We start from the raw sequence: 19,924 nt of genomic DNA on the forward strand, positions 1-19,924 counted from the left end.
CCATGTCTCGCTGATCGTGGTACAAATCGACCGATATGGTAAGCAGAGTTGGAGGTGTCATATGAGCGCTCTAAGTACACGCCTCACAAAAGGTGGCCGGATTGTCATACCTGCCGAATTCAGGAGACAACTTGGGTTGCAGACAGGCGATGAAGTGATCTTGCGCCTGATTGATGGTGAGGTTCGGATTAGAACCAGACGCGAAGCTATTAAGGAAGCTCAGGCAATAGTGCGCAAGCATGTGAAGAAGGGCCGCTCTTTGGTCGAGGAACTGGGGCGGGAGCGCCGCACGGAGGCTGAACGTGAGTAGTTTCGTTCTTGACGCGTCAGCGCTACTTGCGCTTCTCAATGAGGAAGCCGGGAAGGACGTCGTCGAGGAGGCTATTGGTGATTGCTCGATCAGCGCCGTCAACTACTGCGAAGTGATCGGGAAGCTCATCGATGCGGGCGTTCCAGACGACGATGCTCGCCATACGGTTGACTTGCTCAATATCGAGATAGTGAGCTTTGACGCGAAGCTGGCATTTCAGGCGGCGTCGCTACGGCTTGCCACGAGGAGATTTGGGTTGTCGCTTGGAGATCGGTGTTGCCTCGCCCTCGGGATCGCGCATAAGGCGACCGTCCTAACCTCGGAACGCAACTGGTCGAAACTCAAGATCGGCGCAAAGGTAAAGCAGATTCGTTGACGCGGCTTGAGTAGATAACGCCCTCCTGACGATCTAGTCGCTCTATCCTCTCCGAAAGCACCATACGCATCCCGTACTTCGGCCGCAGAGTAATCATCGCCTTCGGCTCCACTAGTTGATCCGGAGCCAGTCGCATTTTCCATTGCTGCGCGATGGTCGCGATCAGCAGCGCGCCTTCCATCCAGGCGAACTGCTCGCCTATGCACACGCGAGGTCCCCCGCCAAATGGGAAGTAAGAAAATTTCGGCCGAGCTTCTCTTGCTTCCGGGATCCAACGCTCGGGGTCGAACCTGAAGGGCTCAGGATAGTATCTCGGATCGTGATGCATCACCCACTGGCTCATCAAGACAATTGAGCCGGCCGGCACGACGTAGCCGCCGACTTCATAGTCATTCAGCACGCGGCGCCCCAGAGTCCACGCCGGCGGATAGAGTCGCATTGATTCCGCAAAGACCATCTCGGTGTAGCGCAACCGGGCGACATCATCCGCGGTGGGAAGCTTGCCTGCCAACACTGTATCTATTTCTTCGTGCAGTTTTGCTTCGACTTCAGGATGTTGCGAGAGCAAGTACCACGTCCAGGTGAGCGCGTTGGCGGTTGTTTCATGCCCGGCTACAAAAAGCGTCATAGCTTCATCGCGAAGCTGCACGTCGGTCATGCTGCCGCCATCGCCTTCTTCGTCCTGCGCCAGCAAGAGCATCGAGAGCAAATCGCCCCGATCAACGCCCGCTGCGCGACGCTCGTTGATGATTCGATAGATGGTCGAGTCTAGCCGTTGTTTTGCTTTGAGCCAGCGAAAATTGCCGGGCAGCGGCAGCTTCTCGAGCAGCCCTCCGAATGGATTCGTTATTCGCTCGAAGAGCTGCATTACATCGGTGAGCGCCGCGCCGATCTCGGGAGCTTCGGCTTCAACATCCGCGTCGAACAGCGTCTTGCCTACGATCCCCAGAGTCAGACGCATCATCTCTTGCCAGATGTCGAGCGCTTCGCCCGACTTCCAGCGAGTCCGTGTGCGAGCGGCGTAGTCAGTCATCACCGCGGCGTAGCCGTTGATGCGCTGGTGATGAAACGCCGGTTGCGCGAGCCTTCGCTGGCGACGGTGAAACTCGCCCCCGCTGGTGAGCAAGCTTTCGCCAAGGAACTTCTTGGCCATCTCGAGGCCGCGGCTTTTGACAAAGTTGCGATTGTTGGTGACCAGCACGTCTTTGATGTAGTCGGGATGGTTGAGCAGGTAGACACTCTGAGGTCCGAACTTCAAATAAACGACGTCTCCGTATTCTCGCGCCGAATCGAGCAGAAATCTCAGCGGGTCGCGCCGGAACATCGTGAGGTGGCCGATGAAGGGTATTCGCGCGGGGCTCGGCGGATGAGTAGCGGCTGCCATCTGTAACTCCCAGGGCTCAGGAATCCTGCGTGAGTATTATGCGCAGTTTTTAAAGCTTCTCGCCAATACATTCGAGCTTCAAGAGGCGTAACGACGCTCAACGGTGAGCACGAATATGAGAGTTCCGGCGAGGCCGATTGCACACGCGACGAAGAACGGAATCGTCGGATCGATCTTCCATAAGAAGCCGCCTATCACCGAAGCCGGCGTGATCGAGAGGCTGCGCGTCAGGTAATAGAGCCCGACCGTGCGCCCGCGGCGAGTAGGATCGGCAAGATCTACAATCATTGCTTTGCGCGCGGGCTCGCCAAGCTCTCTAAGCCCTCCGATCACAAAAGCGGCGACCAGCGCAGCGAAGCTCTGAGAGAGGGCAACCGCCAGCGGAAAGATCGAAAAGCAAATGAACGTCGCGACGACGAACGGCTTGCGTCCATAGCGGTCCGCAAGTTTTGCCGCCGGAAGGTATGCCGCGATTGATGTGGCCATCTGGATTCCGACAAGCACCCCGAATTGCACCGAAGTCACGCCGATCACGTTCGTCGCGTAAAGGACGACGAACACGCTGACCATTCCTTCACACGTTCGTATGAAGATGTCCGATATCAGTAAACGCTTTAGCGCGTGATGCAGAGCGCGGAATTGCGCGAGAAGATTGATCGACCTCACTTCGGCGGCCGCGACTCTCACATTGTACAGCCGCCGCTGTGCGAAGATCGCAGTCAACGCAAGGGCTGCGGTAATCAGCAGCGAGGTCCGAATGCCTCGCAACAGGCCGAGCTTCGCAATCAGGAGTCCGCCGATCGCAGGCGAAAGCATCACCGGCAGGCGCTTGAGGATCGCCTGAACGGTGAAGCCCATCGCCCGGCGCTCGCGTGGGAGCCGCTCAGCGATCATTGCGAACATCGCCGGTGAAGCCATGCTCGCCCACGCCATCGAGAATACCAGTCCGGCAAAAACAAATGGCCAGCTTGGACTCAAAGCGTAGATCAAGTAACCGGCAGCGGCGAGACCGGCGAACAGAACCAGCGCTCGGCGGCTGCCGATGCGATCAGAAATGGCGCCGCCTGGATACTGATAGATCGCGTCGAGGAAGTCGCGCGCCGTTCCGAACAGTCCAATGACGGCGGCGCTTGCGCCGAGGACTTCGAGGTATTTCGGCAGGAAGCTTTTCCAGAGCTCTTCTCCGGCGCCAAGCAGGAAGACGGCGAGCGACATCACCACGACGTTTCGTTCCAACCCAAGCGCGTCGCGCAACCGGCCCACGGGTGTTCTCGCTTGGCCGGGCGACTGCCGATTTTCGCTAGTCATGAACTAGTGATTATCCACGAAGGACACGAAGGCCACGAGGCAATCTGTGTTTGGTTTGCCTCAGAGGCGAGAGATGCTGAACTCAAGCCTTCGAGTCGAACAATGATCGGAATCAAGTCCCGCAGGGATTCCTCAGTAAAGCCGCGAGTTAGTCCGCCAGGGAGTTACCGGGTCTGCTTCGTGCCCTTCAGCTCCTTGTACATATCTTCAACGTTGGACTGAGCGAAATTCTGAAACGCGAGGGCCTTGTATTTGTCGGGTAGCTTCAACTGTTCCTTCGCCTGTTCGATCGTCAAGCCGTCGGCGATCGCCTTCTTGACCCGGCTCCGCAGATCATCGAGATAGTCTCTGAAGTCGCGCATGTCGGCTGCTGTCGCCACGTCGCCGTGCCCGGGCACGAACTTCGCACTCGAGTGATTGCTGAGAATCTTGTCGAGCGAAGGCACCCAATCATTCACTGTTGCGTCGACCAGGTTTGGAAGCGTCTTTGACCAACCCATGTCCCCGGTGAACATCACGTTAGCATCGGGCACGAAGACCAACACGTCGCCTCCGGTGTGCCCTGGCAGACTAAACAGCACGACTTCACGAGTGCCCAGATACAAATGCATAGCGCCGGCGCTGAATGTCACCGATGGATTGGTGAGTTTGATCTGAAGCATCGCGTCGAGCCGGCGCAATTGCCGCTCAAGTTGTGCGCGTTTGTCTTTCTGATCTTCCGGAGTCTCACCGAGTTGTTTAGCCGCATCCGCTCTTCGTTTTTGCAGCTCATCTGGAAGAGGAAGAAAGCGCCGGTTCTTTGTCGTCTGCCACTGCATAAGGTTGTCGTGCGCGATGATGGGAATGTTGCGCGCAGCAAGTATCTGATTACCGCCGGTATGATCGAGATGGTAGTGAGTGTTGACCGCGTACTTGATTGGCTGCTTGGTTTGGGCTTCGATCGCCCCTATTAGTTCTTCGACGGCGATCGGAGTAAAGAACGTATCGACTACCAGGACTCCGCCATCGCCGACGATAAACCCGGCATTGCCCGATGCGAGACCTCCAGGTTTTGCGATGCCGGCAAAGACGCCTTCCGCGACTTTGACTAGTTCGAAGTTATCTTCGGCCCTAGGTGTGCTCGGCCGAGCCATCCCGCCAGCGCCCAGTATTCCGAAGCCAACTAGGACCAACCTGATTGTTGTCGTGACGGATGTTCTTCTCATCGTGCCTCCTCCAGTGTTGCGTAAGACCGAAGCCCGTGCGCGACTTCAGATAGATTAGCGGTGGAAAGGCAAATGATAAAACAGACGGTGCCAATCGGGTAAGTCACAAAGATCGTAAGCAGCGGATAGTGCGGAAGAGGGTTTACGGAAATTGCGGCCTGACCTTACCAGAATTCCACGCGACTGGGGGGGTAGTGTCCCAGTTTAGAATTAGGACACTACCAGTTTGGTCACGTCAATTGATCTGAAATCGTCGCCGCACGGCGAGGCCTGAGAGGAATATAAGAACGAGCGACGCGACGGATTGCAGTGTCGCCACAGCCCGAACGGCGAAGCCCCAACCGGGCCCGAAATCTGTCAGAAACGCAGCGAGCCAAGAGTTGTTGGCGGGCGTAACGATGTTGCTTGCTAGCCACTCTTCCTCCCTCTGCTCTTTAGGTTTTTCCTCGGCCATTAGCCCCCCACGCGTTACGACGGTGGCATTAAGAAATGAACTGATCGGGAGTCGGGCGCTAAAAAAGCTGCTGTGCGCGCGTGCTCGTTCTTGCGAGTCGGACCCCAAAAGAAATGATTGGTTTCAGTCTCCTTCAAACTCAAGGTCTCGGTGGATGCCATCCTGCGCTGACCCAGTTCTGTCTAACGACCAAAGCGATCTCATTGTTAAGGTTCAGTGCCTCGACTGTTGCCCGTCCGCAGCTCGTACGCCCTATCAACCGCACCCCGTCATCACTCCAGTAGAAGTGGCGGCGCCACTTCTGCCTTCTTGGATTGAAGAGTCGAACTCGTCGGCCGGTTACCGGGTCGTGCCCGTGAGTCTTCACACTCTTTGCGTTATTGCAGAGACGACACGCAAGCCAGAGGTTCTCTTCGTCTTCGGTCCCACCGGTTGCTCTTGGAGTGATGTGCTCTATCTCCAGAACCTGCATCGCGTAACGCTGAGGAGTCAAACAATATCCGCAACGGTTCTCGGCTGTGGCTCGGATGCGGGCTACCACCGCCTCAGAGATTCTTCTGCTGGTCATGGCACGAGCGGCGGTCTGAGCCCGCGTCTCACCGCTTCGGCCAGAGCCTGAGATTGGCGCAGCAGGCCCATCTCATAGGCTCTCATCAGCGCAGCAAGCTCGGCACGTTCAAGGTCGGTCAACTCTCCGGCCTGCTGGCGATCGAGCAATGCGCTAAGCCGCAGGTCGGCTTCGCGTTCCATCCGCAGCTCGGTCAGCGCCACTATCTGTTCGTCGGGCAGTTTGGAAATAGCACGAAGCTGATCGATCGCGTCCAGGGAGGGAAGAGAGGAGGCCAGCGCAGCCGCGATGATCTCGGAGACATCGCGATGAGCGTAAGCAGCGTACTTTGCGGCGCGCTCAAAGGTGTCGTCCGGTAGGTCTAGAGTTAACTGTGTGCTCATCGCTCCGAATTATAAGTTAGATACGACAGACACTTCAATGGCCAAAGCGCAAACCGCATCTGCAATACAAGTCGCCAAGTGTTACCAGTCTTCGAGGTTTCACAACGCGCTGTTTGTCTTTTCCAGCGCTGCCCTCAATCCTCGAGCGAGCTTCACCGGATCATCGTTGCCCCAGAAGTGCATGAAGAAAAGTCTCGGGTTCTCATCGAGCATGTGCGAGTGCAGCGCCGTGATTTGAATGCCTGCCTTGCGAAGCTCGCGTATCACCGGATTTACTTCGTTGGCGGTCATCACGAAATCGCCCGTGGTGGCCGCGCCTTTTGGACTCATCTGAAGATTGATCGCCGTAGCCGTGCCCATGAACGCGGGAACCTCTGTGCCGTCGGCCATGGTGATCTTTTCTTTTCGCGCAACTCCGATCTGTAACACGCCGCCGCGTTCGCGGCCTTGCACGCCAATTATCTCTTGAACCTTCTTCCAATCCCCTGCGGGAGGCGGTTGTGCGGCAGCCGTGGGAAGCGGACCCATCGGAGTCGCGCTCAATGACAACGCGTCCTTCACCGCGCGGGCCAGCTTCTCTTCGTCCCCGTGCCCCATGTAGTGCATATACAGAATTCGGGGCTGCTCGTTTAGGATGTGGTTGTGAACAGCCGAAATCTCGATCCCGTTCTCTTCGAGTTTTGAAAGAACCGGGTTGAGCTCGTTTTCGAGCAGGACCAGATCACCCATCACCATCACGTGGCTTGATGTGCGTGTGAATGCTATCCACGAACCGAGCGCAAGACCAGGCTTGATGTCGACGCCATCGGCCTTGACCTTCAAGTCCGTGCGTGGAAGGCCGATCTTGTAGACGCCATCCTTCATCTCGCCGGATCGCCCGATGATCGCGTCGATCTTCTTGGTGTCGAGGAGATCGGATGTGATCGACGAGGCTCCGCCGGCTTTATCCTCCGCCGCGGTTGTGTTGTGTCGAGTCGCAGCCGTCCCAATGAAGATGAGCAATAGAGCCGCGATCGCTATTAGTCGCGGGACTGTCTTCGATCTTATGAGCATAGGAAAACCCCCCTGTGTTTTTCCTATTCTATGCTTGAGACTGGATGCCTGTCATCAACATCGCGGGAAGAAGTGCTCGCCTTGCAGACCGGAGGGCTTTGATATAAATTATGCGCGCCACAGTGGACGCCGCGCAGGCGCAATCAGTCACACGGCAGGCGGCTCAATCAGTCTTCTTTGTCTAATGCCAAACATCTTGCAGGAGGCCATCGAAATGGCAGAAACATTCCGTGCGCGACGCGAGCGCTCATCCTTCGCGCGAGCCACGACCGCGCGGGCCACGACGCTCAAGCGCGTTTGCGTGACGCTTGGGTTGCTCGCGGGCGCAGTGCTCGCGTCGTTGACCCACGCGCCCGTTGCCCGGCTTGATGCGCCCGACGCATTCGCGATCAAAGACGCTCAGATCGTCACCGGTACGGGCAAGACAATCGCGAAGGGCACGGTTGTTTTTCGCAAAGGCTTGATCACCGATGTAGGCGAAAGCGTCAAGATACCGGGGGATGCCCGAGTGATAGACGGCGCCGGTATGACTGTCTATCCGGGTCTCATCGACGGCTACACCAGCCTCGGACTCGCAGCGCCTGCGCAGGCTCAACCCCCGGCGGGAGGCGCCGGTGGCAGGCAGGCCGCAGTTGCCGCTGCAGCGGCCGGCGCGCAGCCTTCGCCTGAAGCGCGACTGGGCGACCCATCGCTTGCGGCGGCAGATCAAGTCAAACCCGGTGCATCGTTCGAAGATCCAAGATCGGTTGGGGTGACCTCCGCGCTTAGCAGTCCTCGTCAGGGAATCTTTGCGGGACAGAGCGCGCTGATCAACCTGGCGGGCGACGAGGCTTCTAAGCTTGTGCTTCGCTCGCCTGTTGCACTGACGATCCAGTTCAGCGCCGGAGGAGGCTTCGGCGGCGGATACCCAGGCTCACTGATGGGCACCGTAGCTTACATTCGACAGTCGTTCTACGACGCTCTGCACTATCGCGATGAAGTCGACCGATACAACCGCATCAAGCGCGGAGTGAACAGACCCGAACACGACAAGCGCCTTGCGGCGCTTCAGCCTGCGATCAAGGGCGAGTTACCGGTGCTCTTCGTCGCGAACTCGGACGGGGACATTCGCCGGGCGCTGATGATCGCCGACGAGTTCAAACTGAAGCCGATCATCGCCGGCGCGTTGTACGGCTATCGGATCGCTGACATGCTCAAGGCCAAGAGCGTGCCGGTGATTCTTTCGGTGGATTTTCCGAAGCGCGCGGCTGATCTACCCGACGACGAAGAGGAAACACTTAGGGCGCTGCGCCAGCGTGCTGAAACGCCAAAGGGCGCGGCGAAGCTGGCGCAGGCAGGTGTGAAGTTCGCTTTCACATCCGGCTCGCTTCGACCGCAGGACTTCATTGCCAATGTGCAGAAGGCTGTCGAGAACGGCTTGTCGAAAGACGAAGCGCTGCGCGCTCTTACCATCAACGCAGCCGAAATCTTTGGCGCCGGAGATCAGATCGGTACGATCGAGGCCGGCAAGATAGCAAATCTGGTCGTGGCGAGCGGCGATCTTCTGGCGAAGGACACCAAGGTCAGGCACGTTTTCATCGATGGCGAACAGATCGAGTTGAAGAAGCCTGACGCCGCGCCGGCGCGCGGCGGAATGGGGGGCGGCCGGCCGGGCCCAACCGGCGCGACCGCAATCGATCCGTCCGGCACGTGGTCTCTGGTCGTTCAGTCGCCTCAAGGCGAGATCAGCGCTCAGTTGACCCTGGCGAAGGACGGAGATCAAATCACCGGCACACTGGGCACGCCGATGGGGAACGTTGCTCTTAGGAGCGGGCGAGTGAATGGGAATCAGATCCGGCTGACAGCAACCGTCGACATGGGAGGCCAGTCGATCGACGCGATCATCACCGGCACGATCGAAGGCGATTCCATGCGCGGGGCAATGGTGATGGGCGCGATGGGCTCGTTCGACTTCACCGGCACGAGACCGAGATGATTTCCGATTTCCGATTGCCGATTCTCTTGTTTTCCAATGCACAATCGGAAATGGGCAATCGGAAATCGGAAATCGAATTGGGGGGAATGATGAGAAAGATAAATGCGATTCTATCATCACTGCTGACGCTGACGATGGTCGCTTCAGTGTTCGCGCAGACCGGGAGCAAAGCGAAACTGGCTGCTGGCGCCAGTTCCGCGGCGACCGCTAGTGCGCCCGGCGAAACGCTCATCTGGAACGCGACCATAATGACCGCGTCTCATGGGACGATTAACAAAGGCTCTATCCTGATTCGCGACGGTAAAATCGCCGAGGTCGGTCCCAACGTGAAAGCGCGCGATCCCAACGCCCGCGTCATCGATGCCACCGGCAAGTATGTCACGCCGGGGATCATCGACTGCCACTCGCACACTGGGGTGGACGGCAGCGTTAATGAAGGCTCGCTTTCGGTGACCTCGATGGTTCGGGTTCGCGACGTGATTGACCCTTATAGCCCGAGCATCTATCGCGAGCTCGCCGGGGGCACCACGACGGCCAACGTTTTGCACGGGTCGGCGAACTCGATAGGCGGCCAGAACGCCGTGATTAAGTTTAAGGTCGGCAAGCCCGTCGACGAATGGCCAATCCCCGAAGCGCCGCCGGGCATCAAGTTCGCTCTCGGCGAGAACCCTAAGCGATCAAACAGTCAGGGATTGCCAACCACAACCGCGCGCCGCTATCCCGCGACCCGGATGGGTGTTGAACAAACCATCCGCGAGGCGTTCATCAAGGCTAAGGACTACACCCGCGAGTGGCAGGAGTACGAGGCGAGGAAAGCGACAGACAGAACTGCGATCGCGCCGCGGCGTGACCTGATGCTGGATGCGCTGGTTGAGATTCTCCAGGGCAAGCGGATGGTGCATTCACACTGCTATCGCGACGACGAGATTTTGATGCTGCTCAACCTCAGCGATGAGATGGGCTTCCACGTGCAGACGCTTCAGCACGTGCTCGAGGGCTACAAGGTTGCAAAAGAAATGGCCGCGCACAAGACTGGCGGCTCGACCTTCTCTGACTGGTGGGCGTACAAGCTCGAAGCATACGACGCGATTCCCTACAACGCTGCTCTGATGGCATCGCGCGGAGTCATCGTCTCCTTGAACTCCGACTCGGATGAGCTTGCGCGGCGGCTCTATCTGGAAGCGGCGAAGGCGATGAAGTACGGCGGCGTCGCCGAAGAAGAGGCACTGCGAATGGTGACGCTCAATCCAGCGATTCAGCTTGGCATACAGAAGCGAGTAGGCTCGATTGATGTTGGAAAGGACGCGGACCTGGTGATCTTCAGTCAGCATCCCTTTTCGGTCTACACGGTGCCGGAGATGACGTTCATCGAAGGTGAGGTCTACTTTGACCGAAGTGAGGATCTCAAGCAGCGCGAGGTGCTCAAGCGCGAGAAGGCCGACTTGATAAAACGCGAACGTGACCAGCGTGGCGGGCCCCGGCCGCCTCGCCCCGAGAGGCCGGATGAGCCTCAGCCAAGACCGAATGAATCGCCTCGGCCAAACGGGACCGAGCCGCAGAGTTGAAGGAGACGCGACGAAAACGAGTGTAGATTGCGCGGACTCTTAAGGCTCAGTATCCGGGCAGATTTAGGCTGGCAGCGCGCGCTACGTTCAGGGAGAGAATGATGAAGACGAAGAGAATGCTTGTTGCGATTACAATTTTGATTGGCGCTGGTGCGCTCGGCTTCGTTAGGTGCGGTTCATCAGAGGTGTCGGCTCAGACTTCGGAGAGCTATGCGATCCGAAATGCGCGAATCATAACGGTGACCGGAGCAGTGATTGAGAGCGGCACGGTAGTGATTGTTAACGGAAAGATCGCGGCGGTCGGCGCGAATGCCTCAGTACCGTCGGGCGCGAAGGTCATCGACGGGAAGGGGCTCTCGGTCTATCCCGGAATGATCGATGCAGACACCGAGATCGGCTTGACTGAGATCGGGTCTGTGCCCGGCTCGGTTGACACGAACGAGATAGGCGATAACAACGCGAACATCCACGTAGACGTCGCTATTCATCCCGACAGCTCGCACATCGCTGTAACTCGGGTGAACGGAGTTACGACTGCTCTTACCGCGCCGCGCGGCGGATTGATTGCGGGGCAGAGCGCGATCCTTAACCTCGACGGCTGGACCCCGCGGGAGATGGTGTTGAAATCGCCTGTTGCGATGCATATCAACTGGCCAGGCGGAGGCGGAGGGGGCGGCGGCGGCGGATTCGGCGGTTTCGGACAGCAACGCTCGGTCACAGAGTTGCGGCGGGAACAGGAGCGGCAGATTGAAAGCCTGAAAAAGATCCTGCGTGATGCCGCGGCTTATGGTGATGCCAAGGACGCTCGCGCGAAGGATCCGAGCTTGCCGAAACAGGACGTTGACTTGAAGCTCGAAGCGTTGATTGCCGTGGTGCGCGGCCAGATGCCCGTCGTGATAAACGCGAACCTCGAGCGCGACATCAAAGCCGCCATCGCATTTGCCGGCGAGATGAAGCTCAGAGCAATCATCTCCGGTGGCATCGAAGCCTACAAAGTCGCGGACCAGCTCAAGGCCAAGAACATTCCGGTGATAGTCGGCCCGGTGCTGCGTATGCCGGTTAAGGAAGATGATCCGTATGACGCGGCTTTCACGAATGCCGGATTGCTGTCGAAGGCTGGCGTGAAGATCGCATTCCAGACTAACGATTCCGCTTATTCGAGGAATCTGCCTTATCACGCCGGAATGGCCGCGGCGTTTGGTCTGCCGAAGGAAGAAGCGCTCAAGGCAGTGACGATTTATCCCGCGGAGATATTCGGCATTGCCGACCGCGTCGGCTCGATCGAACAAGGGAAGATCGCGAACCTGATAGTGACCGACGGCGATCCGCTCGAGATTAGGACGCAGATCAAGCACGTGTTCATCAACGGACGCGATATACCGCTCACCAGCAGACACACCGAGCTCTACGAGAAGTACAAGGCACGTCCTTAAAGACTAAAGGTAGAAGGCATAAGGCGAGAGTGCAGCCCCGTTGAGCGATCGGACGGCCTTCTACTTTCTGTCTTCCGCTTGGCAATCCCTACCCAGACCGCCGTACAAGCAACGCGGATTTCTTTCGGGCGACCGCTAGTGCGCCACACGAAGTTTCTTGTAGACTTGTCTGGGACGTTCGATCATCCCGGGAGCGAGCCAGCAATGGTCACGACGATAAACGAGAAAGAAAACGTATCAACTGACAACCTGGACTTGATGCTGGCCGTGCTGCCGGGGCGAATCCGCGAAGGTCTCGGCCGCGCCGCCAACATGGCCTCACTCATCGAAGTGGTGCTCGATCTTGGACGTCAGCCGGAAGCTCGGTACACCGCGCACGCTCAATATCTTGACGATTCGCTCGTGACCCGCGAGGACCTTCAGTACGTCGCCAGCCGAGTCGGCCAGTTCACCCGCGACAACCGGGCGGGCATCGAACGCACGCTTCATCGCATATCCGCGATGCGCAACCGGCTCGGCGAGATCGTCGGACTCACCTGCCGGGTGGGCCGCGCGATCTATGGCACCGTTGACATCATCAGAGACATAGTCGAATCGGGCAAAAGCATTCTCCTGATGGGCAAGCCGGGCGTTGGCAAGACGACCCTGCTGCGGGAAGCCGCGCGCGTGCTCGCCGACGACCTCGACAAGCGAGTGATCGTCGTCGACACCTCAAACGAGATCGCCGGCGACGGCGACGTTCCGCATCCGGGAATCGGGCGCGCTCGACGAATGCAGGTGCCCGAGCCGGAACACCAGCACGGAGTCATGATCGAAGCAGTCGAGAATCACATGCCGGAAGTCATCGTCATCGACGAGATCGGAACCGCTCAAGAAGCGCTCGCCGCACGCACGATCGCCGAGCGCGGCGTGCAATTGATTGCCACGGTGCACGGCAACACGCTCGAGAATCTGATGATCAATCCGACCCTGTCGGATCTGGTCGGCGGGATTCACCCGGTGACATTGTCGGATGAAGAAGCGCGCCGGCGCGGCACGCAGAAGACGGTGCTCGAACGCAAAGCTCCTCCTACGTTCGACGTGCTCATCGAGATTCAAGACAAAGACCGCCTGGCAATTCATCGCGACGTCGCCGAGGCTGTCGATCAGATGCTCAGAGGCTTCCTGCCAAGCACGGAAGTCCGCGAACGCCGCGCGGGCGGCCAGGTCGCCATTACTCAACCGCTTTCGGCTGAGAGCGCGGGGTTGGGGTCGGAGCGGAGAGAAGCTAGACAAGAGATGCTGGGCCAGCCGGCCCGCGAGTCTCGCGCGAGGAAGGGCAAGCTCCTGCGCATCTACCCTTACGCGATAAGCCGCGAGCGATTGGAGCGGGCTATCGAAGTACTCGGCTTGCCGGTAGCAGTGACGAACGATCTGGCGGAGGCCGACGTGTTACTCACGTTGAAGTCGCACGCAAAACGCCAATCTCAAAAGCTTCGGGAAGCGCGCGGCCACGCGGTCGAAGTCTTCACGCTCCGCAGCAATACGCTCACGCAGATGGAGAACTTCCTGCGCGAAACTCTCGGCACGGCCGCGCGCGCCGGTAACGAAGACGCGGCTATGCAAGAGGTGGAAGACGCAGTCATTGAGGCGGTAGAGCGCCGTCGGCCGACGGAATTAGCGCCCCAGCCAAGACACATTCGCCGAATGCAACACCTCTACATTGAGCGAAGCGGACTGCAATCTGAAAGCAAAGGCCAGGACCCCACGCGCCGAATAATTATCTATCCGCAGTGAAGCTCACAGCGCGGGCTGTTGCGGGGGTCGAAACACATTGTTGGGCTATCTGGCCATTCGATTCTTCGGGCTCAACTGACTTCAAAGAATTCAACCGGTCTCGTGATGTTCTATCGCGCTCGAAGATTCGGAAAAAGAACCCAGACATAAAGCCGGTTTGACCATTCGGTGTTGCCACGTGTATACATGGGCTATCCCGGAAGGAGGAACACTATGATGGTCTCGAGGGTTCAGCAATGGGGCAACAGCCAGGGGGTGCGCTTACCCAAGAACGTGCTCGATCTCGCTCACATCGCCGTCGGCGACGAGGTCGAGATCATAGTTGACGACCACCAGATCCTCGTTAAGAAAGTGCCGCGCGCCAAATACGACCTTGCCGAGCTCGTTTCTCGAATCCCAAAAGGCTACAGAGTCAAAGAGGTCAACTTCGGGCCGCCAGTCGGCAAAGAGGAGTGGTAAGTGGCGCGCTACACGGGGTGAACCGCGCTGGCTCTTGTTAGCTCTGCACTAGAGAACCACTGGCGAGGGGCCGGCTGCAATGGGTTCTTCGGCTGCAAGCTCACGGAAACCGGACCACGACGTTTTCAAGCGGAATCTCCATCCGGCGCTCTTCAACCTTACCGTTTGGGAGCGGTTTCCAACTTGCTCCACTGTCCGTCAGCCCGCCGTCGCCTTGCTTTTCGAACAATTCAAAAACAAAGGGCAGACCCTCTGACCCGAGCGGCGAATCGGCCTCGCAGATTTGAAAGTGAAGATGTGGCCCGTCTGAGTTGCCGGAGTTTCCAACCAGCCCAAGAACCTCGCCTCGGCGCACTTTGTCGCCCACTTTGACGCGAATCTTACCTGGCTGCATATGAAAGTACATAGCATACCGGCCATTGCCGAGATCGAGTGTGACGTAATTGCCGCCTATCGTCTCGAGCGTGATTGGCACAGCCCTGGAATCGGTATCGGGTTTGTTCTCGGGGACCGAGTCATTAACCGACGCCACAACGGCATCAGCCACGGCAACAATTTCGGCTCCGTAGCCGAACCAATTCGCATTCTTCCCCACATCGCCAGACCATAGCTGGCCGTTTGCTCCGAACTTGATCCAATCGATCGCGAACCGCTGTGCAATCCGAGCCTTCCCATCTACCGTGTTAATGGCGCGCCGGTGTTCATTCTCAGCCCGAGTGGACGGGCCGTTGGCTGCCATCCATCCTTCGCCGCGCAGTGGCGGGCCGATGACGAGCGGGGCGTCGCGGCGAACTTCGACGGATGCTCCCTCGACCGTCCTTTCGCCGTTCACTTTCTCTATCGCGAAGCCCAGGCGATGGCGCAAGGTTCGAGGAACGGCGGCGGTCGAGTCCACGGTGATCCACATGAAGACGACGGCCCGCATACCGCCGGCAATACGGCGTTTGTCGGGCAGTTTCTCGCCGGCGCCGGGACGGGACATTTGTTTGGCGAGGTCCTCACCCACCAAACGCGCGAGCGGAACGGCGTCCTGGTCATCGCCGAGAACTTCGACGCGAGTCAGTGTTAAGTCGCGGGCTGGTTTGTCAAAGTTAGTGATGTGCAGCTCGTAAACGAGATGGACTCTACCGTCAGCCTTAACAGGCATCGGGGCGACCGGAATGTAGAGATCAACCGGGACGGCAGAATGTGTTTGCGCCCTGCCCAAGGCGATCGAGAAGTGAAGCAGCAGCACTGCGCTAATTAATAACTTAACCCGCGTCGTAGTCCTTTTCATCGAAGCTCTCCCTAAACGTCTCCGAGTGTGCGGCTGAAAAGCAGCCGAACTCTGAAAAGTTGGTCCCGGAGTCGTTCCTAATGCGGAGTTTCGGCCGCATGACACAAACGACTCTCGCGCTAAACTCAATATGCTGGTGCTGGTGATCCTTGAGGCCTTGCCGGATTATACGGCTTACTGAGGGATTTGCAACGCCGAGGCCCCCGAAGCAACGACGAACACCATTGCTAAGAGGCTCACCAGGTTAGTTGCCGTTACTTGATCGGGCTGAATGCGTCCCAGTCGTAGGTGATGCCGAACGTAAGTCCGGTCTTGGGCGCGCGCTTTGACGTGCCGAAGATTCCCGCCGCATACCAGCGCACGCCGAGCGCGCGAATCTGCGCGCCCAATCGCGCTTCTGAAAAATCTTCGGTGCCCAGCGGCGCAGTCTTGCGCGTCGAGTGGAAGCCGTTCACTTCGCCAACGATGTTCACTCGGTCCGAAGCCGTGTAGATTCCCGCCAGTCCATACAACAGCACGTCGTTTTGCGAAGTCGATTCCAGCGGTACGGTCAGTATTCCCAAGCCAAGATTCCCAAACACATTCAACTTGTCCCCAACTCGTTTTCCCGCGGTGAACATGCCGTAGAAGCTTGTCGTGTTTGTGCCGATCCCTCGAGCTTGATTTGAGTTTGGCAGCTCGACGCCGAAACGAAATCCGACCGCGGGCGTCCGGCGCGACTCGTTACGGAGCTTGATTTTCATCCAGAGCCTCGCGTCGCCGACGTCATTAGTGTCCGCTTCGTTGGCCCCAAGCTTGAGCGCAATCGCCGAAGGACTGCGGCTCTTGATGGAAAGAAAATTCTGAAAGGTCCACTCGATCTGAAACTCGACGTTGGGGGCGAGGCCGAAGCTCAGCCTTGTGTCGGCGAGCCTGGTCACGTCGCCGCGCAGCCCTGAGAGAGTAAAACGCTGGTTCTGAAGGAACTCGAAACCTGTTTCGATGCGTATGACGCCGGGCTTGATGATGTCGACATCTTCGGTGATCAGCGGCCGCTGCTGCCCCGGCGCGCTTGCCGCAAGAGCCGAGATTGCTATTGAGACAACCAGCAATCTACCGAAACTGCGAGTCATTTATCTATCTCCGAGTGCGCGATGATCCGGCGCCGACGCTTCTGAACTCGTGCCCCGATTGTATGGCGGTGAATTGGGTTTGTCAATTTTGCTTTCCGGCATTCACTTACATAATACACCTACATCGGACACCGCCCGTTTGAGCCAAGCTTGGAAAAGAGAATTCAACGGCCAATTCACGTTAGACCCTGAGACATGCAGGGATTGTTTTTGATACTGTTCATTACTCTAAGATTCTAATCCAGGCTTACAGACAAGAGGTTGCAATATTCACCATATAAAGTTGGCGATACTGCCCAGAAGGGTTACTCTAGGAGCTTTCAAACTAGGAGGATCAGCAACAACATCTTTGTTATTCGACCTGTCCGCTGATGAACTTGATCAACCGAAGAAGCTTTTATTAGAAGTTGAGTTAACACATCCGGAGAAAAAGAAGTTAATGTTTCAAGTTGATTTGAAATGCTGAACTCGCCCTCCGGTTATGATTCACCAAAGAGCTTACCCTGGAATGAACGAAGTGAACTTGCACATTCAGCTTCGAGATTTTAGTGTGCATAGTGTCGAAGGTTGATCGCAAAAATCATGGACGACAAGGACTACGCTATCGGTCTTTATGGCTCCTCGTCAGCACCGGCTCACCAAATTCGCCCGACTAACCAATTCATCGAGTGGAAGAAGGAATCGACGGAGCATTCGATCCCTTATCATTTCCGCCGGCAAGCGCGCGCGCTTCCACACCGCCCGGCTGTAAAGATCGGCGAATACCAAGCGACTTATGAAGCCCTCGACAAGGCTTCCAACCGTGTCGCGCAGGCGATCCTCGCGAAGCGCGTTGAGTCCCAACAGGCAATCGCCCTGGTTCTGGGGAACGACGCTCAGATGTTCGAGGCCATTCTGGGCGCGCTGAAGGCCGGCAAGTTTTACGTCCCGCTCGACCCCTCCTACCCCATTGAGCGGAATAGATACATCGCGGATGATGCGGGCGCGGACCTCATTGTCACCAACACCAAATACCTGCCCCAGGCTGCTCCCCTGGTCAAAGCCGGGAACGAACTAGTCAATCTTGATGAAATAGGTCCCGATGTTATCGATGAGGATCCCGACCTCTACATAGGGACGGATGACATTGCGTTTATACACTACACGTCCGGCACAACCGGACAACCCAAAGGTGTGATCTACACTCACCGAAACGTGCAGCACATCGTCCTGCGCTATACGAACGGCCAGCACATATCCGCAGATGACCGGCTGCTGCTCTTATCCTCCTACAGCTACGGCGCATCGGTGGGAAACATCTTCGCCGGCCTGTTGAATGGAGCGGCTGTGTCTGTTTTTGATATTAAGGAGGAAGGCCACGACTGGCTCGCGCGCTTTCTTATTAACGAAGACGTATCGATCTACTATTCGGTCCCGACCGTCTTTCGTCATTTCGCGGAGGGCCTCAAGGGCGACGAAGTATTTCCCAAGCTGCGAATCATCAGATTAGGCGGAGAGACCGTCTATAAGAGTGATGTGGAGTTATACAAGAAGCACTTTCACGACGGTTGCCTCTTGCACGTAGGCTTCGGGACTACGGAGACCAACCTCGCGCGCGAGTTTTTCTTCGACAGGCATACTGAGTGCCGGACTGATGTCGCGCCGATCGGTTATCCGGTCGAAGATGTTGAAGTGCTCCTGCTCGATGAGAGTGGCGAAACGGTTGGCTTCGATCGCGTAGGCGAGATAGCCGTGCGGAGTCGCTACATCTCCCCCGGCTACTGGCGCAGGCCGGAGCTTACAAAACAGTTCTTCCTCCCGGATACAGCCGACGCGAAGTCACAGATCTATCTCACCGGCGACCTGGGACGCATGCGGCGCGACGGATGCCTGATACACGCCGGCCGTAAAGATTCTCAACTGAAGGTCCGAGGATTCCGCATTGAAGCCTCAGAGATCGAAGCAGCCCTTTTGAACTTGAAGGGGGTAAAAGAAGCTGTCGTCGTGGCGCGCGACTTTCCCGCCGGGCAAAAGCGATTGGCCGCCTTCTTAGTTCCCGAAAAGGGTTCGAAGATCAATCCCGCCGATTTGCGCACCGCCCTGCGAACGTCAATGCCGGACTTCATGATTCCCACGGACTTCATGACGCTTGATGAGCTCCCGCGCACGCCGGGCGGGAAAATAGACCGCGGCCAGTTACAGAATCTATCGCCGGCCCGTCCAAAGGCTCAAAGCGATTTCATAGCCCCGGCCAATTCCGTTGAGGCGCGGCTTAAGCAGTTATGGGAACAGGTCCTGGATGTCCGACCTGTTGGTGTAGCAGACGACTTCTTTGACCTGGGGGGTGATTCTCTTGCGGCAGCCGAGTTATTTGCCGCGATAGCGGCGATCTACGGCAGAGAGCTTCCACCCTCGACTCTGTTGCAGGCGTCGACCATCGAGCAGGTAGCAAGGCTTATCGACGCAGGGCAAGGCGAAGACTCATCGCTCGTCCCTATTCAACCGGCCGGCTCCGAGGCGCCGTTTTTCTGCGTGCATGGCATCGGCGGAGATGTGATTTCATTCCGGCACCTGGCCCAACATCTCGGCGACGATCAGCCGTTTCATGGGTTGCGAGCGAGGGCTGGCGACGTGAGCACCCTAAGCGTTGAAGCGATGGCCGCGCACTATATTACGGAGATGCAGCGTCTCCAGCCCGAGGGCGCCTACTTCTTCGGCGGGTACTCATTCGGCGGGACTATCGCTTTTGAGATGGCCCGACAGTTAGTCGGGCAGGGTAAGACGGTCGGGCTACTCGCTTTGTTTGACACCTACGGCCCGGGCTATCCGAAGCTCTTGCCCGTAAGGGAGAGGGCGTCAATTCATTTGAAGGCACTTCTACGCGCCGAACCGTCTGAGAAGTTGAGCTACTTGCGCGAGCGATTTGCGATCAACGCAATCAGGATCAAGAAGAGCGTCAGGAGACTCTCATATCAGCAAGGCGTGAGGGCTCGGCGCAGACCGGGCGCAGGTATGACCGGAGATCTTAAGGCAGCCCGGCAGCGCGCTCTCTGGGACTATTTGCCAAAGCCCTATGATGGCAGGCTTGATTTGTTTAGGGCCGCTAATCAGAAGCCAATCTGGCGCCCTGACCCTGTTTTAGGGTGGGGCGGGTTAGCGCGCGGCGGCATTCAAGTGCACGACATACCCGGCGATCACACTTCAATCATTGGAGAACCAAACGTATCGATACTCGCTCGGAGCCTACGGGAGTGTCTGAGCAAAGCCCGGCACGATGAGGTCACCCTGACCCTTCAATGAGAGTACTC

At 57.7% G+C, this 19,924-nt stretch carries 16 protein-coding genes; 8 read left to right on the plus strand and 8 right to left on the minus strand.

The window, feature by feature from the left end; all coding sequences use genetic code 11:
* Nucleotides 1–61: 61 nt before the first annotated feature.
* Entirely contained in the window at nucleotides 62–310 is a 249-nt protein-coding gene (locus tag AABO57_16715; GenBank protein MEK6287385.1) for an AbrB/MazE/SpoVT family DNA-binding domain-containing protein, read from the plus strand.
* Nucleotides 303–686 (plus strand): type II toxin-antitoxin system VapC family toxin, encoded by a 384-nt coding sequence (locus tag AABO57_16720; protein MEK6287386.1) that lies wholly within the window; start codon nucleotides 303–305, stop codon nucleotides 684–686. The genes AABO57_16715 and AABO57_16720 overlap by 8 nt, the downstream gene beginning before the upstream one ends.
* Here AABO57_16720 and AABO57_16725 read toward each other — a convergent pair.
* The 6 genes from AABO57_16725 to AABO57_16750 form a co-directional block, all read right to left on the minus strand.
* Nucleotides 652–2,070, minus strand: coding sequence for a cytochrome P450 (locus AABO57_16725; protein MEK6287387.1), 1,419 nt, complete (start codon nucleotides 2,068–2,070; stop codon nucleotides 652–654). The two genes, AABO57_16720 and AABO57_16725, sit on opposite strands and share 35 nt — an antisense overlap.
* A gap of 78 nt (nucleotides 2,071–2,148) precedes the next feature.
* Entirely contained in the window at nucleotides 2,149–3,378 is a 1,230-nt protein-coding gene (locus tag AABO57_16730; GenBank protein ID MEK6287388.1) for an MFS transporter, read from the minus strand.
* Nucleotides 3,379–3,542: 164 nt separating this feature from the next.
* On the minus strand, nucleotides 3,543–4,583 hold the full coding sequence (locus AABO57_16735; GenBank protein ID MEK6287389.1) for an MBL fold metallo-hydrolase: 1,041 nt from the start codon (nucleotides 4,581–4,583) through the stop codon (nucleotides 3,543–3,545).
* 593 nt (nucleotides 4,584–5,176) lie between these two features.
* Nucleotides 5,177–5,605 (minus strand): HNH endonuclease signature motif containing protein, encoded by a 429-nt coding sequence (locus AABO57_16740; protein ID MEK6287390.1) that lies wholly within the window; start codon nucleotides 5,603–5,605, stop codon nucleotides 5,177–5,179.
* The gene (locus tag AABO57_16745; protein MEK6287391.1) at nucleotides 5,602–5,988 is read right to left on the minus strand and encodes a DUF6364 family protein; all 387 of its coding nucleotides are present in this window, start codon (nucleotides 5,986–5,988) and stop codon (nucleotides 5,602–5,604) included. Before AABO57_16745 ends, AABO57_16740 begins: the two co-directional genes overlap by 4 nt.
* Nucleotides 5,989–6,087: 99 nt before the next feature.
* The gene (locus tag AABO57_16750; GenBank protein MEK6287392.1) at nucleotides 6,088–7,041 is read right to left on the minus strand and encodes a DUF1259 domain-containing protein; all 954 of its coding nucleotides are present in this window, start codon (nucleotides 7,039–7,041) and stop codon (nucleotides 6,088–6,090) included.
* A 214-nt stretch (nucleotides 7,042–7,255) separates the two neighbouring features.
* On the opposite strand from AABO57_16750, the gene AABO57_16755 reads away from it, so the two are divergent.
* The 5 genes from AABO57_16755 to AABO57_16775 all read left to right on the plus strand — a co-directional run bounded on the left by AABO57_16755 (nucleotide 7,256) and on the right by AABO57_16775 (nucleotide 14,249).
* A complete protein-coding gene (locus tag AABO57_16755) occupies nucleotides 7,256–9,016 on the plus strand; it encodes an amidohydrolase family protein (protein MEK6287393.1) in 1,761 nt (586 codons plus the stop codon).
* Nucleotides 9,013–10,581, plus strand: a complete 1,569-nt coding sequence (locus AABO57_16760; GenBank protein MEK6287394.1) for an amidohydrolase — start codon at nucleotides 9,013–9,015, stop codon at nucleotides 10,579–10,581. Before AABO57_16755 ends, AABO57_16760 begins: the two co-directional genes overlap by 4 nt.
* 101 nt (nucleotides 10,582–10,682) lie before the next feature.
* Nucleotides 10,683–12,014 (plus strand): amidohydrolase family protein, encoded by a 1,332-nt coding sequence (locus AABO57_16765; protein ID MEK6287395.1) that lies wholly within the window; start codon nucleotides 10,683–10,685, stop codon nucleotides 12,012–12,014.
* A 204-nt stretch (nucleotides 12,015–12,218) separates the two neighbouring features.
* Nucleotides 12,219–13,790, plus strand: coding sequence for a R3H domain-containing nucleic acid-binding protein (locus AABO57_16770; GenBank protein MEK6287396.1), 1,572 nt, complete (start codon nucleotides 12,219–12,221; stop codon nucleotides 13,788–13,790).
* A 213-nt stretch (nucleotides 13,791–14,003) separates the two neighbouring features.
* The gene (locus AABO57_16775; protein MEK6287397.1) at nucleotides 14,004–14,249 is read left to right on the plus strand and encodes an AbrB/MazE/SpoVT family DNA-binding domain-containing protein; all 246 of its coding nucleotides are present in this window, start codon (nucleotides 14,004–14,006) and stop codon (nucleotides 14,247–14,249) included.
* 100 nt (nucleotides 14,250–14,349) lie between these two features.
* On the opposite strand, the gene AABO57_16780 is transcribed toward AABO57_16775, so the two are convergent.
* Together AABO57_16780 and AABO57_16785 are read right to left on the minus strand one after the other, a co-directional pair.
* Nucleotides 14,350–15,525, minus strand: a complete 1,176-nt coding sequence (locus tag AABO57_16780; protein MEK6287398.1) for a M23 family metallopeptidase — start codon at nucleotides 15,523–15,525, stop codon at nucleotides 14,350–14,352.
* A gap of 254 nt (nucleotides 15,526–15,779) precedes the next feature.
* The gene (locus AABO57_16785) at nucleotides 15,780–16,637 is read right to left on the minus strand and encodes a hypothetical protein (GenBank protein ID MEK6287399.1); all 858 of its coding nucleotides are present in this window, start codon (nucleotides 16,635–16,637) and stop codon (nucleotides 15,780–15,782) included.
* Between the two features lie 582 nt (nucleotides 16,638–17,219).
* Here AABO57_16785 and AABO57_16790 point away from each other — a divergent pair.
* Nucleotides 17,220–19,916: an amino acid adenylation domain-containing protein gene (locus AABO57_16790; GenBank protein ID MEK6287400.1), complete on the plus strand. Its 2,697-nt coding sequence runs from the start codon at nucleotides 17,220–17,222 to the stop codon at nucleotides 19,914–19,916.
* Nucleotides 19,917–19,924 lie beyond the last annotated feature (8 nt).

It is taken from the genome of Acidobacteriota bacterium (assembly GCA_038040445.1).
Classification (GTDB): Bacteria; Acidobacteriota; Blastocatellia; order UBA7656; family UBA7656; genus Onstottus_A; species Onstottus_A frigus.